This is a genomic window from Streptomyces scabiei 87.22 (assembly GCF_000091305.1).
Lineage (GTDB): Bacteria > Actinomycetota > Actinomycetes > Streptomycetales > Streptomycetaceae > Streptomyces > Streptomyces scabiei.
This window is the reverse complement of the sequence record NC_013929.1, coordinates 7,284,895-7,298,858: the sequence shown is the minus strand read 5'-3', so window position 1 is coordinate 7,298,858 and position 13,964 is coordinate 7,284,895. Positions and strand designations below refer to the sequence as shown.

The 13,964-nt window shown below is 68.6% G+C and carries 9 protein-coding genes; 6 read left to right on the top strand and 3 right to left on the bottom strand.

The window, feature by feature from the left end; all coding sequences use genetic code 11:
- Positions 1–85 precede the first annotated feature (85 nt).
- The 4 genes from SCAB_RS31490 to SCAB_RS31475 all read left to right on the top strand — a co-directional run bounded on the left by SCAB_RS31490 (position 86) and on the right by SCAB_RS31475 (position 10,661).
- Positions 86–880, top strand: coding sequence for a DUF6338 family protein (locus tag SCAB_RS31490; RefSeq protein ID WP_013004151.1), 795 nt, complete (start codon positions 86–88; stop codon positions 878–880).
- A 139-nt stretch (positions 881–1,019) separates the two neighbouring features.
- Complete coding sequence (locus SCAB_RS31485) at positions 1,020–2,357, top strand: serine/threonine-protein kinase (protein ID WP_013004150.1); 1,338 nt, start codon at positions 1,020–1,022, stop codon at positions 2,355–2,357.
- Between the two features lie 110 nt (positions 2,358–2,467).
- Positions 2,468–5,473 carry a DEAD/DEAH box helicase gene (locus tag SCAB_RS31480; RefSeq protein ID WP_013004149.1) on the top strand — a complete coding sequence of 1,002 codons (3,006 nt, stop codon included), beginning with the start codon at positions 2,468–2,470 and terminating at the stop codon, positions 5,471–5,473.
- Positions 5,474–5,486: 13 nt separating this feature from the next.
- On the top strand, positions 5,487–10,661 hold the full coding sequence (locus tag SCAB_RS31475; protein ID WP_013004148.1) for an Eco57I restriction-modification methylase domain-containing protein: 5,175 nt from the start codon (positions 5,487–5,489) through the stop codon (positions 10,659–10,661).
- Between the two features lie 62 nt (positions 10,662–10,723).
- Here SCAB_RS31475 and SCAB_RS31470 read toward each other — a convergent pair whose 3' ends face one another.
- Positions 10,724–10,909 (bottom strand): DUF397 domain-containing protein, encoded by a 186-nt coding sequence (locus SCAB_RS31470; protein ID WP_013004147.1) that lies wholly within the window; start codon positions 10,907–10,909, stop codon positions 10,724–10,726.
- Positions 10,906–11,772, bottom strand: a complete 867-nt coding sequence (locus SCAB_RS31465) for a helix-turn-helix domain-containing protein (protein ID WP_041669883.1) — start codon at positions 11,770–11,772, stop codon at positions 10,906–10,908. Before SCAB_RS31465 ends, SCAB_RS31470 begins: the two co-directional genes overlap by 4 nt.
- Before the next feature lie 147 nt (positions 11,773–11,919).
- Between SCAB_RS31465 and SCAB_RS31460 the strand changes: the two genes are divergently transcribed.
- Both SCAB_RS31460 and SCAB_RS47115 read left to right on the top strand, forming a co-directional pair.
- Entirely contained in the window at positions 11,920–12,426 is a 507-nt protein-coding gene (locus SCAB_RS31460; RefSeq protein ID WP_046774453.1) for an ATP-binding protein, read from the top strand.
- A gap of 634 nt (positions 12,427–13,060) precedes the next feature.
- Complete coding sequence (locus SCAB_RS47115; RefSeq protein WP_148274241.1) at positions 13,061–13,498, top strand: hypothetical protein; 438 nt, start codon at positions 13,061–13,063, stop codon at positions 13,496–13,498.
- 112 nt (positions 13,499–13,610) lie between these two features.
- Here SCAB_RS47115 and SCAB_RS31450 read toward each other — a convergent pair whose 3' ends face one another.
- Positions 13,611–13,922: a hypothetical protein gene (locus SCAB_RS31450; RefSeq protein ID WP_013004143.1), complete on the bottom strand. Its 312-nt coding sequence runs from the start codon at positions 13,920–13,922 to the stop codon at positions 13,611–13,613.
- Positions 13,923–13,964: the final 42 nt, after the last annotated feature.

The following is a 13,964-nucleotide window of genomic DNA, read 5'->3' as shown; positions in this document are numbered from 1 at the left end:
CACAGCCAACTCACCCTGAGATTACGGGACATGGGACTCGGGGCCGTGTGTCTCCCGCACCCGCGATTCGGAGGGACGCTCAGCGATGCCGCACACCCCGACGACAGTCACCCAGGTCGTCATCGTCCTTCTCCTGGTACTTCCCGGCGCGATCTACCAATTCGTCCGTGAGCGCGCCCGCGGCCTCGCTCCGGGTCACAAGGACCTGGGCGAGCGCGTGCTGCGGGCAGTGACGGCCGGTGTCGTTCTCGACACCCTCTACATCCTGCTCGCGGGCCCGTGGCTGGTGCGTCTCGTCTACGACCGCCGCCGGGGCTGGCTGACCGGCGCGGCGGAGAATCCGCGCATCACAGCCCTGACAACGGCGGCGCTGTTGATCGTGGTGCCGGCCATCGCCGCCTGGCTGCCGTCCTGGTGGCGTGCGCGAGGCAGCCGGTCGGCCTACGACCCGGTTCCCACCGCGTGGGACAAGCTCTTCCAGAGTCGCGGTCACTGCCTGGTGCGTGCGCGGCTGAAGAGCGGCGGCTTCGTAGGCGGGTACTACGGTGAGGAGTCCTACACGTCGAGCTATCCGGAAGCCGCGGACCTGTATCTGCAGAGCGCCTGGGCTCTGTCCGCGTCCGGAGTCTTCGAGCGGCCGCTTGAACACTCCGGCGGGATCTATATTCGGATGGATGACGTGGAGGTCCTCGACTTCGTCGAAGTGTCTCCCGCGACTGAATCGGCTCCCGCAGGCGGAAACGGAGACACGACCGGTGACCGAGACACGACCGCCGTTCGACCCGAACGAGAAGAGGGGGTACCGGCCCGTCGGCCGACGCCCCGAGCCGACGCAGGCCCCGCCCACACCTCCCCCACCCACACCTCGCCCGACCACTGAGCCGGACGCCGGGGCGGCCGACGAAGAGTGAGTCGCCTGGCGTCCGCTTCGGACAGCCGCACATCCCGTTCCTCGAAGAGTGGTCCGGCGTGATGACGAACGCCTGCCCGAATCGCCTGCCCCGATTGTGAGGCCCCACGTGCACATCGCACCCCTCAGCCCCGACGATCCCCCCGAGCTGGGCGGATACGAACTGCTCGGGAGGATCGGGCAGGGCGGCATGGGGCAGGTGTATCTGGGGGAGTCGCCGGGCGGGGAACCGGCCGCCGTGAAGGTGATCAAGCCGTCCGTCGTGGACTCCGAGACCCGGCTGAGGTTCGCGCAGGAGGTGGAGATCCTCAAGACGATCTGGGGAGCCCGGATCGCCGCTCTCCTCGACGCGGACCCGGAGGCGGACCCCCCGTGGCTGGCCACCGAGTACGTCGAGGGGCTGGACCTCAGCAGGCATGTCGCCGGTCACGGCCCGCTGGACGCCCTGCTCACCGCGTCGCTGGGCGCGACGCTCGCGGAGGCGCTGGCGACGGTGCACAAGCAGGGGCTGCTGCACCGGGATCTGAAGCCGGCCAATGTGCTCCTCGGCCCCAACGGACCGAAGGTGATCGATTTCGGACTCGCGGTGTTCGCGGAGTCCAGTGTGTCGCTGACCGCGGCGAACACGGTCGTAGGTACGCCCTCCTGCATGCCGCCCGAGCAGGCGAACGGCGAGAAGCCGCTCACCACCGCAGTCGATGTGTACGCACTGGGCGCCGTGCTGCTGTTCGCCTCCTCGGGGCATGCCCCTTACCGGGCCGACAACATCCACCTCCTGTTCCACCAGGTGGTCGACGCCTCGATCACACCCGACCTCTCGGGAGCGCCCGAGGAACTGGTGCCGCTGCTGACGGCGATGCTGGCCCACCGCCCCCAGGACCGGCCCGCGCTCGACGAGGTCGTACGGTGGTGCCGGGCGCTGATCGAGGCCCGGGGGCTCAAGGTCGCCCAGGCGCGGCGCAGGCTCACGAACTTCACGGCGTCTCCGGCCCACGTCCTCGACGACCTGCTCGCCGTGGCCCGCCCTGTCGCACCGGGATCCGCACCGGCATCCGCACGGAGGGCCGCACCAGGATCGGCAGCTCGGGCACGTACATCTGCGGCCGGTCCAGCCGGACCAGGCGGGCAGCTCGAAGACGCTCCGCCGACGCCTCCGACCCCGGTGCCCCCTCCGGCGGATCCGCGTCTGCTGTTCGCCCGGATCGACATCCCCGCCGCGCCGCCCGCCGCCCCCTCGGCCGATACCACCACGGCCGGGACTCCGCCGACGGACGAGACAGTGAGGAAACCGGACCACGATCGCGGTCGCCCCGCGGCACGAAGCGGTTCGGGCACCAGCAACAGCAATGAGGGCAGCACCCGGCGCCGCTCCCTGCGGCACTCCGCACAGGCCCGGATCACCGCCCAGCGGCTGCGTGAGGCCTACGCGGCCAGTGGCCCCTTCTGACCCCGCGGACCCGCACCTCCTGGCCCGTACACCCCTCCGACCCGCGATAATGGGCGGGCCCTGAAGGGGGGCCTGCGCATGTACGACCGAACCGCCTCAGGAGGCCACGGGTGACCGCCGTCCAGACCAGTGCGGAGCAGAGCGGCGCCACGGCCGGCCAGGACCGGAAGCGGGACCACGACCAGTACCCGGCCGGCGCCCAGGTGGTCGTACGGGACGAGGTGTGGCTGGTCAGGAGTTCGATGCCGACGGCCGAGGACGGTACCCGGATCGAGGTCGTCGGGGTCTCCGAGTTCGTGCGCGACCAGGAGGCCGTGTTCTTCTCCGGGCTGGACCGCATCGAGCTGCTGGACCCTCGCGCGACAGCCCTGGTCATGGACGACTCCCCGAACTACCGGCGCTCCCGGCTGTTCCTGGAGGCGGTGCTGCGCCGCACCGCGCTCCCCCAGTCGGAGCGCCGCCTCGCCCTCGCCGACTCCTTCCTCATGGACCCGTTGCCCTACCAGCGGCGTCCCGCCGAGCTGGCCCTGTCCGGTGCCAACCTCCGCCCGCGGCTGCTGATCGCGGACGTGGTGGGCCTCGGCAAGACCCTGGAGATCGGTCTGACCCTGGCGGAGCTGATCCGTCGCGGCCGGGGCGAGCGCATCCTGGTCGTCACCCCGCAGCATGTGCTGGAGCAGTTCCAGCACGAGCTGTGGACGCGGTTCGCGATCCCGCTGGTACGGCTGGACTCGGTCGGCATCGAGCGGATCCAGCGGGAGATCCCGGCCGGCCGCAACCCCTTCACCTCGTTCAAGCGGGTCATCGTCTCCATCGACACCCTGAAGAACACCGACCAGTACCGGCACCATCTGGAGCAGATCCGCTGGGACGCGGTCGTCATCGACGAGTCGCACAACCTGATCAACCGCGGTTCCCTGCGCAACCAGCTCGCGCGCACCCTCGCCCCCCGCACCGACGCGCTGATCCTGGCGTCGGCGACCCCGCACAACGGCGACGCGAAGTCGTTCGCCGAGCTGATCGGCCTCCTCGACCCGGTGGCGATCCGGGACCCGGAGAACTACCGCGCCGCCGACATCGAGCACCTCTTCATCCGCCGAACGAAGATCAGCCCCGAGGTGCGCGAGCAGATGAAGGGCCAGTGGGCGGACCGCGGCCCCTCCCACTCCGTGCACTGCCCGGCCGGCCCCGCCGAGGAGAAGATCTTCGAGGAGCTGGCGGCCGTCTGGCTGCCCGCTGACGGCGGCACCTCGGTCTGCTCGGTGCCCCTCTTCCCGTACACGCTGCTGAAATCGTTCCTGTCCTCCCACGCGGCGCTGCGGGCCACGGTCTCCGCGCGGATCAGGACCCTGGAGAAGAAGAACGAACCGCGCGGCACCGCGGCCGAACTGGCCGCCCTGTACCGGCTGTCGGAGCTGGCCGCCGACCTGACCGAGGCGGACTCGGCGAAGTTCGCCGCCCTGGTGCGTCAGCTCCGCGAGGAGATCGGTGTCGGACCCGGTTCGGACCAGCGGGTCGTGGTGTTCTCCGAGCGCGTGCAGACCCTGGAGTGGCTGGCGCAGGTACTGCCCGCCGCGCTGGGCTTCAAGGGCCGGGCCGCCCGGGACTGCGTACGGGTCATGCACGGTGGCCTCTCCGACGAGCAGCAGATGGCCTGCGTCGAGGAGTTCGGCCTCGCCGACACGCCCGTACGGGTCCTGCTGACCGGTGACGTGGCCTCCGAGGGCGTCAACCTGCACCGCCAGTGCCACCAGTTGGTGCACTACGACGTGCCGTGGTCGCTGATCCGGATCGAGCAGCGTAACGGCCGTATCGACCGGTACGGACAGGCCAGGCCCCCGGAGTTCCGCGCGCTGATCCTGACCAGCGAGGTCGAGGGCGCCAAGGACGACACGGTGGTCGCCGAGCGGCTGCTGGAACGCGAGGACCAGGCCCACCGTTCGCTGGGCACGGCGGAGGCGGTGACCGGACTGTACCGGGCGGAGGCGGAGGAGAAGTCCCTCATCCAGGACCTGCTGCGCGGCCGGACCGTGGACGAGTCCCTGGACGCCCGCCGCTCCGACGCGGACGGCGAGGACGCCGGGCTGGACGACTTCCTCGCGGACTTCTTCGGCCCGGTCGGCGAGGAGGCACCGCCGGCCGAAGCCACGGAGTCGGCCGATTCGGTCCCGACCGGCACGTCCGGCACCGGGGCGTCGGCCGGCCGGACCGGCGCGAGCCCCGTACTCCCCCGGCTCTTCGACTCCACCGCGCACTTCCTGGACGACGCGCTGCGCGAGGTGTACCCGGACGCCCGCGAGCGTCTTGACCTGGACCGCGACCAGCAGTCGGGGCTGCTCTCGTTCCGGCCTCCGACGGAACTCGTCCACCGTCTCAAGGCGCTCCCCATGGACTACCTGCGCGAGCAGCGGCTGCGCGAGCGCATGCTCGTGACCTTCAACCGCCGCCTCGCCGAACACTCCCTCCAGCGGGCCCGGGAGTCGTCCACGTCGAGCTGGCCGGAGATCTCCCTGCTGACGGACCTGCACCCGGTCGTCGAATGGCTCACCGACAAGGTCCTCGTCGGAATGGGCCGCCAGGAGGCCCCGATGATCACGGCGAACGTCGCCGAGCCCGTCTATCTCGTCCAGGGCGTCTACTCGAACAAACTGGGCAGGCCCACGGTCGTGAAGTGGATGGGTGTCACCTGGCGGAAGACAAGCAGGGAAGGCCTGGTCGACGACGACATGGTGTCGCTGCTGCGCCGCTGTGGTGTCGGCCCCACCATGGCGAACAAGCTCCGCTTCCGCGATCCCGCACCCCTGTGCGAGGCCCTCCCCCACGTGCTGGACACGGCCGAGGCGTTCCTCAACACCCACCGCGACGCCTGGGACGAACCGTTGCGCGAGCCCATCGAGCAGTACAAGCGGCGGCTCGGCACCTGGCGGCAGCCCACGCTCGCCGGGGAGCGCACGAAGGAGCGTCTCGCCGACCTCGCCGACTCCCTGCTGACGACGGGCCGCCCGCTGCTGAGGGTCCTCGCGGTGCTCGTGCCGGACCCGGACCGCAAGGACGGCGACGACGGCCCGCCGCTCGTCTCCCTCACCGCCCCGGCCGCGTCCGCCTCCCGGTTCTGAGAGAAGCCCAGTCATGACGTACGACTCCCTCGTCAACCGCGGCGACTACTTCTCGGCCCACTATCTGGCCGAGGTGCTGCCGAAGGACCTCAAGTCGGGCCTGTTGCAGGCGTGGAAGGAACGCGAGGAGGCGGCGAAGCCGCCCGCCGGGAGCGAGCCCGGCACGGAGGCCGAGGCCCTCGCCGCCGCGACACCCGGCGGCGGCGAACTGCCGGTGACCCCCCGGACCGGACTGCGGGAGCTGCGCCGCGACTACTTCCGGGCCCGGTCCTCCTTCGCCGTCCCCGAGGACGAGGACGGCATCCTCACCGTCCGCGACACCGACGACGACACCCTGACCTACCTCGCCCCGCGGTGGCGGGAGCGGGTACAGGGCCTCAACGCCGAGGTGCTGCGGGCCCTCGGGTACGACGCGAAGCCGCGCACGCTCACGGTCGAGCGGGCCGGGCAACTGTACGAGATCCAGGTCGCGCACGCCGAGAAGGGCCTGGTCGCGGTGGACTGCGGCTGGGCCGCCGAACCGGACGCCGCGCTCGACCCGAAGGGCCGGGGCCGCCTGCTGGAAGCGGTACCGCTGGACGGCCCGACGCCCGTCGAGACCGGCTCCAAACTGGCCTCCTTCCTGTTCGCCTGCGAGGAGGTCGACGGCGACCGGCCGCCCCGGTACGTCCTGCTGCTCGGCGGCGGTGTGATCGTCCTCGCCGACCGCGCGGTATGGGGCGAGGGCCGCTACCTCGGCGTCTCCCTCGACACCGCACTCCAGCGCAACGACACCAGGGCGGGCGGCGAACTCGACACGGTGGCCGCGCTGTTCGGCGCGGACTCGCTGCGCACCCCGGAGGAGGGCGGCGAGAACCCTCTTGCGGAACTCGTCGGCAAGTCGGCCAAGCACGCGGTGGGGGTCTCCAGCGACCTGCGCGACGGCCTGCGCAAGAGCGTCGAACTGATCGCGAACGAGGTCCTGGAGCGGCTGCGCGGACAGGGCCTCCACCCCGAGGACATCGGTGAACTCCCGGAACTGGGACGCCGGTTGACCCGCGAGTCACTGCGCTACCTCTACCGGATCCTGTTCCTCCTCTACGCCGAGGCCCGCCCCGAGCTGGGCATCCTGCCGGCCGACTACCCCGAGTACCAGCAGGGGTACGGCCTCGGCCGGCTCGCCGAGCTGATCGCCGATCGGGAGCCGATCAGCGACACCGCCCGCAACGGCTTCTACCTCTACGAGTCCCTGGACCTGCTCTTCGGCAAGGTCCAGGACGGCTACCGCCCGCGCCGCACCCACGGCGTGGAGGCGACCGTCGACGGCCTCGACGCGAAGAACAGTGAGGACATCGGCCTCCGCTTCGAACCACTGAAGAGCAAGCTGTTCGAGCGGGACGCCATCCGGCTGATCGGCGACGACAGCCTCCCCGACCCCCGCCACGACTCCGACGAGGCCCTGGCCCGGGGCGAGTCCGTCCGCCACCTCGACACCCGGCTGCGCAACGCCACGCTCCACCAGGTGCTGCACAGTCTGATGATCACCCAGGGGAAGCGCGGCGAACGCGGCGGCTTCATCTCCTACGCCCAGCTCGGCATCAACCAGCTAGGGGCGGTGTACGAGGGCCTGATGTCGTACAGCGGCTTCATCGCGGGCGAGGAGCTGTACGAGGTCGCCAAGGGCGGTGACCCGAAGGACGGCTCCTGGCTGGTCCCCAAATCGAAGATCGACGAGTACCCGGAGTCGGTGTTCGTACGCCGCCGGGACCGGCACACGGGCGAGGACGTCCGCGTGCGGTACGCCCCGGGCTCGTTCGTGTACCGCCTCTCCGGCCGCGACCGGCAGACCTCCGCCTCGTACTACACGCCGGAGTCCCTGACGAAGGTCACCGTGCAGCTGGCCCTCCAGCAGCTCCTCACCGAGGGGACCGAGGCGAAGGACCTGCTGAACTGGCGGATCTGTGAGCCGGCGCTCGGTTCGGGCGCGTTCCTCAACGAGGCGATCAACCAGGTCGCGGCGGAGTATCTGCGGCGCAGGCAGCACGAGTTGGGCCGCTCGATCGACACCGAGCAGTACGCCGTCGAACTGCAGAAGGCCAAGGCGTACATCGCCCTGCACAACTCCTACGGCGTCGACCTCAACGAGACGGCCGTAGAGCTGGCCGAGGTGTCACTGTGGCTCAACACGATGCACCCCGGCATGGAGGCCCCCTGGTTCGGCCTGCACCTGCGGCGCGGCAACTCGCTCATCGGCGGGCGACGGGAGGTGTACGGCCCCGACCGCCTGAAGAAGGGCGGCTGGCTGGGGACCACCCCGGAGCGGTTCGCACTGGCGGACGCGGTGGGGGGTGCGACGCTGCCGGAGGGCTCGGTCCACCACTTCCTCCTCCCGGCCAAGGAGTGGGGTGCGGTCGCCGCCGAGAAGGAGGCCCGCGCGCTCGCGCCGGAGGCCGCGAAGGCGCTGGGCGCGTGGCGGAAGGCTGTCACCAAGTCGCCGACGGCCCGGCAGACCGCCCGGCTTCAGGGGCTTGCCCGGCGGGCCGAGTACCTGTGGGGGCTGGTCGTACGGCGGCTGGAGCTCTCCGAGCGGGACATCTCGCGGCACATCCGGGTGTGGGGCGCGGAGGGTGACTGGCTGCGGCGGCCGGAGGTCGTGGTCGAGCGGGACGCGGTACTGGCCGACCTCCAGGCCGAGGACACCCCGTACTGGCGGCTGAAGACCCTCATGGACACGTGGTGCGCGCTGTGGTTCTGGCCCGTGCAGAGTGCGTCGCTGCTGGACGGTACGGATGAGCGGTACGCGCGGGCCGAGGCGTTGGCGGAGCGGGCGGCGGAGTTCGAGGGGGCGGGGATCTCGGCTGCGGCTGGTGAGGAGGACTCCGGGGTGTTGATGGCGTGGGAGGCGGACGCGCTTCCGGGGTTCGCGGCCGAGCCCCAGCAGATGACATTGACGCGGGATTCGGTGTCGCGCCGCCGCAAGGGGCGCCGCGAGGAGCGGCTCAAGGGGCAGCGCCGGGAGGTCATTCCGCTGGCGGAGCTGGACGACTGGCTCGACTTCGCCGAGGCGTTGCTGGGGACGCAGGATGTGCCGGGTGAGTCGCTGGTGTCGACGTTCGAGACGCTGGATGACCTGTCCGTGTACGAGGACGAGCTGCCCGAGTGGATGGGCATGGAACGGTTCCAGTGGCTGGAGAACCGGTTCCTGTGGGCGGGCATGGCGAAGGATGTTGCTAAGGCTCAGGGGTTCTTCCACTGGGAGTTGGAGTTCGCGCAGGTGTTTGCGCGGGGTGGGTTTGATTTGCAGGTGGGGAATCCGCCTTGGGTGCGGCCCACTTGGCAGGAGGATCAGGTTCTTGCTGAGTTTGAGCCGTGGTTCGTTCTAGCGGAGAAGCCGAGTGCGGCGGAATGGCGGCTCCGGAAGGAAGAGGTGCTAGGCGCACGTGCGAGGAGTCAGGTATTCCTCCTCAACGAGCTAGCCACCCATGCGGGCTCCGCAGCAATGTTGGGCAGCGCAGCCACGTATCCTCTCCTTCTTGGCACGTGGGGCGATCTCTATCGGGCCTTTATGGCACAGGTGTGGCAGCACTTCGCACCACGCGGCAGCGCGGGGATGATCCATCCGGACACCCACTTCGGCGGTGTGCGCGAGGGTTTCATCCGAGCCGCTGCATACCGACATCTCCGGGTTCACGCGCACTTTGTGAACTCGGCTAACTGGGCGTTCGAAGACCTAGACCGTGGCTGGGAATTCGGGCTGCACATTTACGGCGAGCCGCAAGAACCTGATTTCCTGCACGTCAGCGAGCTAAGGGGAGCCGAGGTCCTGCCCGATTCACTCGCTCATGACGGGCTAGGCGCAACCCCGGGAATCAAGCACAATGGCTCATGGGATATCCGGCCTCACCGTGAGCGTTTCGTGCACGTGAACACTGCACTCCTGGAAAGCTGGGAGGCGCTGACGGGCTCAACGAATGGAGCGGCACAAACCCCTCTACTGTATCCAGTTCTCGCTAGCGAGCAAGGCGCGATCGAGGCACTTGCCGCCAATCGCAGCAGCCTAGCCGATTTTGACCCAATGATTTCAGACGGGTACAACGAGACTAACGCTAAGAAGGCTGGGCTGATCCGCTGGGGGAACCAGGCCGTTCCCGAACTCTCAGATGTCATCATCCAAGGACCGCACTTCGCATCGGCGCTCCCATTTTCGAAGGAACCCAGGATCCCTTGCCGAAGCAACCGGGACTGGGATCCGTTCGTACCAACGGAACTCCCCGAGACCCTTTCCCCCGTGACCAACTATGTGCGGGCAACTGACACGGATACGTATCTGGAGGCTCAAGGCTTCTGGCTCGGAAGGCCTTCCACTACGTTCTTCCGGCTAGTCTGGAGGAAAATGATTCCCTTCAACACTAGCCGTAGCCTGCAAGCAGCCCTCATTCCGCCCGGACCCGCCCATGTTGACGCGGTTCGCTCAATGGCGTTGCAAGACGCTCGTCTCACAGCTCTCAACGCAGGCTTCTGGGCATCACTACCCCTGGACTACGTACTGCGCATCACCGGCCGCTCGAATCTTCACGTCTCTGAGGCCCGCAAGATGCCTGCCCCCGACCCCAAGCACCCCCTCGCCCCCGCCCTACTCCTCCGCACCCTCCGCCTAAACGCCCTCACCGCCCACTACGCCCCCCTCTGGACCGAACTCTTCGACCCCCGCTGGGCAGGCTACGAGGACTGGGCCAACCGCAACTGGCCCCATCTGAAGCCCCTTGCCGCCAGCCTCAAGCCAACCTGGGAGTACCGCACCCCCCTCCGCACCGAACATGAGCGCCGCGCCGCCCTCGTAGAACTCGACGCCCTCGTCTCCGTCTGGCTAGGCATCACCGCCGACCAACTCGCCGCGATCTTCAAGTCCCGCTACCCGCAGCTGTACGACTACGAGTCGGCGACCTACTTCGACGTCAACGGCCGCAAGATCGCGGGCGACTTCAACACGTACGGCCACGGCCAGACCAAGCAGGACTACCTCGATCTCCTCGCCCACCTGGAGGACCCGGAGCGCACCCCTCCCCCGGAGGGCTACCAGGCCCCCTTCTACAAGGCCGACCGAGAGGCCGAGATGAGGGCCGCGCACGCGCACTTCCAGGCCCGCCTGGACGCGGAGATCGCCGCCGGGCGCTGGACACCGCCGGTCCGCGAGGCCGTACAGGCGTAGTCGGCGGGCCCCGCCGGACACAGGTCTGCCCCTGACACCTTGCCAGGGGCAGACCCGGCGCCCTACCGGACGGCGAAGCCGACGAACGCGGTCCAGGCCGCCTCGTCGACCGCGAGGCCACGGCGGGCTATGTCCTTGGAGTCACGCACGTGGACGACGTGAGGGCAGACGGCGACCTCGACGCATTGCCCGCCATCCCCCGTGCTGTAACTGCTCTTGAACCAGGCCAGTTCGGGCTCAACGCTCATGTCTCTCCCAGCAACTTCTCTACGTATGCCAATGACTCGCTTGGTGTGAGGGCCTGTGCGCGGAGAATCCCGTATCGGGCCTCAAGCTCCCGGACCTTCGACTGCCCTGAGTAGAGGCGGCTGTCGCCTTGCACCTCTGCACAGGCGATCCTCCGCCCTTCAGGTGTATCGATCAAGGTGAACGGGCCACCCAGTGCACCGTGGTCCTCGCGACTCACCGGCATGACCTGGATCTCGACGTTCCGCTTGTGGCCGATGAGCAGTACCTGCTCCAACTGGCCCCGCAGTACATCCTTACCCCCGAGGGGCCTCTGGAGCACAGACTCCTCCAAGACGAAGCTCACCAGCGGTGCGGGCTTGCGTGCATAGATCTCCTGTCTCGCCAGGCGTGCGCTCAGCCCTTGCTCAATCCGATCCTCGTCGAGCAGTGGACGCCGGACGGAGAACACCGCTCGGGCGTACTCCTCAGTCTGCAACAGGCCAGGGACGGCGTACATCTCGTACACGTGCAAGCCAACCGCCTCCCCCTCCAACCTGGCCGCATCCCGAAAGAACGCCGGAAACTGCGCCCGCGCAACCTCCTCCTTCATCTCCTGGAGGACCCCGCCCGCGTCCAGTACCTCATCCGCCTGGTCGATGAACTTCGGCGGCGGCACCCGGCGACCCTGCTCGTACGCGGCGATGGTCGAGACCGAGTAGCCCGTGACAGACCCGAACTCGGCCCGTTCCAGCCCCGCCCGTACCCGGAACCTCTTCAACTGCCGCCCGAAGACCCGCAGAATCCCGGAGCCCGCCCCCAGCTCCCGCTCGTCCCCCTCCGCCCCGGACTCCTCCTCGGCCGAACCAACCGCCAACTCGCTCATGCCCCACACCACCTCCCCGGCCAACGCGCCCCCGCGCCGACCGTCACGCACCGCCCCGCCTACACCCACCGACCCACCACGTACAGCGACCGCCCGTGCGCACGTCGTACCTCGTCACGGTAGAACCGGCACGTCAGCGTGGACCACATGAACAACGAAACTTCCCCCTCCCAGGGAGCCTCACCGCGCCCGGTCCGCGAGTTCGCGATGCGGTTCACGTCGTCCGCGCGCGGGGCGCGCCTCGCCCGTCGCCTCGTCTCGCACCGGCTGGACTCCTGGGGCCACCCGTACACCAGCCACGCCAACGAGGCCCTGACGCTGATCACGTCGGAGCTGGCCGCCAACGCCGTACGGCACGGGCACGTCGCCGGGCGGGACTTCCACGTACGGCTGACCGAGACCGACGGCTACCCGCACACCCTGCGGGTCGAGGTCACCGACACCCGCGCCGAACGCGTACCGCTGCTCGCGTGTCCGGAGCCGCCCGAGGACGAGGAGTCGGGCCGGGGCCTGATCATCGTCGACCAGCTGGCAACCAACTGGGCCGTCGACCCGCGCACCGGCGCCCCGGGGAAAACAGTGTGGGCCGAAGTGCGCCTGCGGCGGGAACCCGGCCCCGCCGCCGCCAGGCCAGACGTGTCGGTGGGCGTGTAAACACGGCAGACGTCCCCGCAATACACGTTGGGGTCCCGGAACGTCTCGACCATGGTCGTCGCGGCCTGCGCGGTGGTGCACCTCTCTGCCGACGCCTCGAACCGCGACGACCCCGTGATCACCTTCAGTGCCTTGCGCCTGTCGGCAGACATGGCATCGCCATCGCAGAGTTGTGCTCCCGCAACGACCTTGCAGCCCCTGACACGATCAGCCGGATGGCACCCAGCCCGGTGGGATCACAGGCACAGCCGCCGTCACCCTCACCGGCAGCCGAAAGGGCCGCCGCCAAAGTGGAATAACACCTACCGGCGGAGTCCCCTTTCTCACTTTTCGAGGATTCTGCACAGCATCTCCCAGAAGTCACTCCCGTACCCGCACGGTGCGTCTCTCAACGACCGAAAGGGAACGGAACTGTGGGTAGATCCATCCGTTTTTCGGCGGCATCTTTCGCTGGTGGGGCAGCTTTGGTCGCCTCGTCACTGGCCATGGGCGCTCCGACAGCCGCGGCGAGGTCCAGAGCCTGACGACCGACGAGCGCCTGACTCTCCAAGCGGAAATCGACGCAACCATCGCCGAGACCGGCAATGGGGCGGCGCAGGTCAGCGCGAATGAGATCTCCTGGAACGACGGCGAAGTGATCATGGCGCTGCCTCTCCCTGGAGAAGCAGCCGCTCCGGCGCCCACCGAGGCCGCTCTCGTACTCGACGGCGTATCCGCGACCGAAGTACAAGATGTGCAGGCAGAGGCGGCAAACTGGAACGGGTGCCCAGCCGGCGCGAACGACAACCGCTGGTACTGCTTCTACCAGTACGCGGGATTCGAAGGCCGTCGAGTCCAGTGGAACCACGCCCATTGCTCTTCCGGCATCAACTTCGTGGATTACGGGTTCAACAACAAGACCACAGGAATCGTCAACACGACGAAAAGCATCGACTTCTGGGGAATGAATCTGACCTTGTACCACGACTGGTTCACAGGCAACGCACTCCGAGTGCCTCCGTACACCAAGATCTCGCAGCTGGACTCGTTCCACGACAACAAGTTCAGCAGCTTCACGGCCTGCCGCAGGTAGGGCGCGGCCCGACAGCCGAGCCATAGGGGCAAGCGCTCCACGTCGCCTGCCGAAGCTCCTCTCCGGCGTGTGCGGTGCCAGTCGGCTCGCACACGCCGGTGATCACCCGTCGTCACGGCCCAGAACCATGGACTCCAGAGTGTGGACACGGCCGCTGATTTCCTGGACGACCGACATCGATGAAGTAGGTCTCCTGGTACTCGTCGTGCAGTTGCAGCAATTCCTCGTCTCTGAGTCGCCTGATTGCCGCCCGGACCTCGTTCTCCGACAGACCGTACAACCTCTCCACGACGGCGATCTCCGGAAAGATCATCCCGCGCAGATACCGGCGCTGTTCGACGCCGCGCCTGACGTCCCCCATCAGCCGTTCCGCAGAATGCTCTTGATCGTCCGGCTGAGGCCCCGGAAGGGAGAGGGTGTCCAAGCCGGATGGTCGTGCGCGTTTCCTCTCGGGCATTCTCAGGAC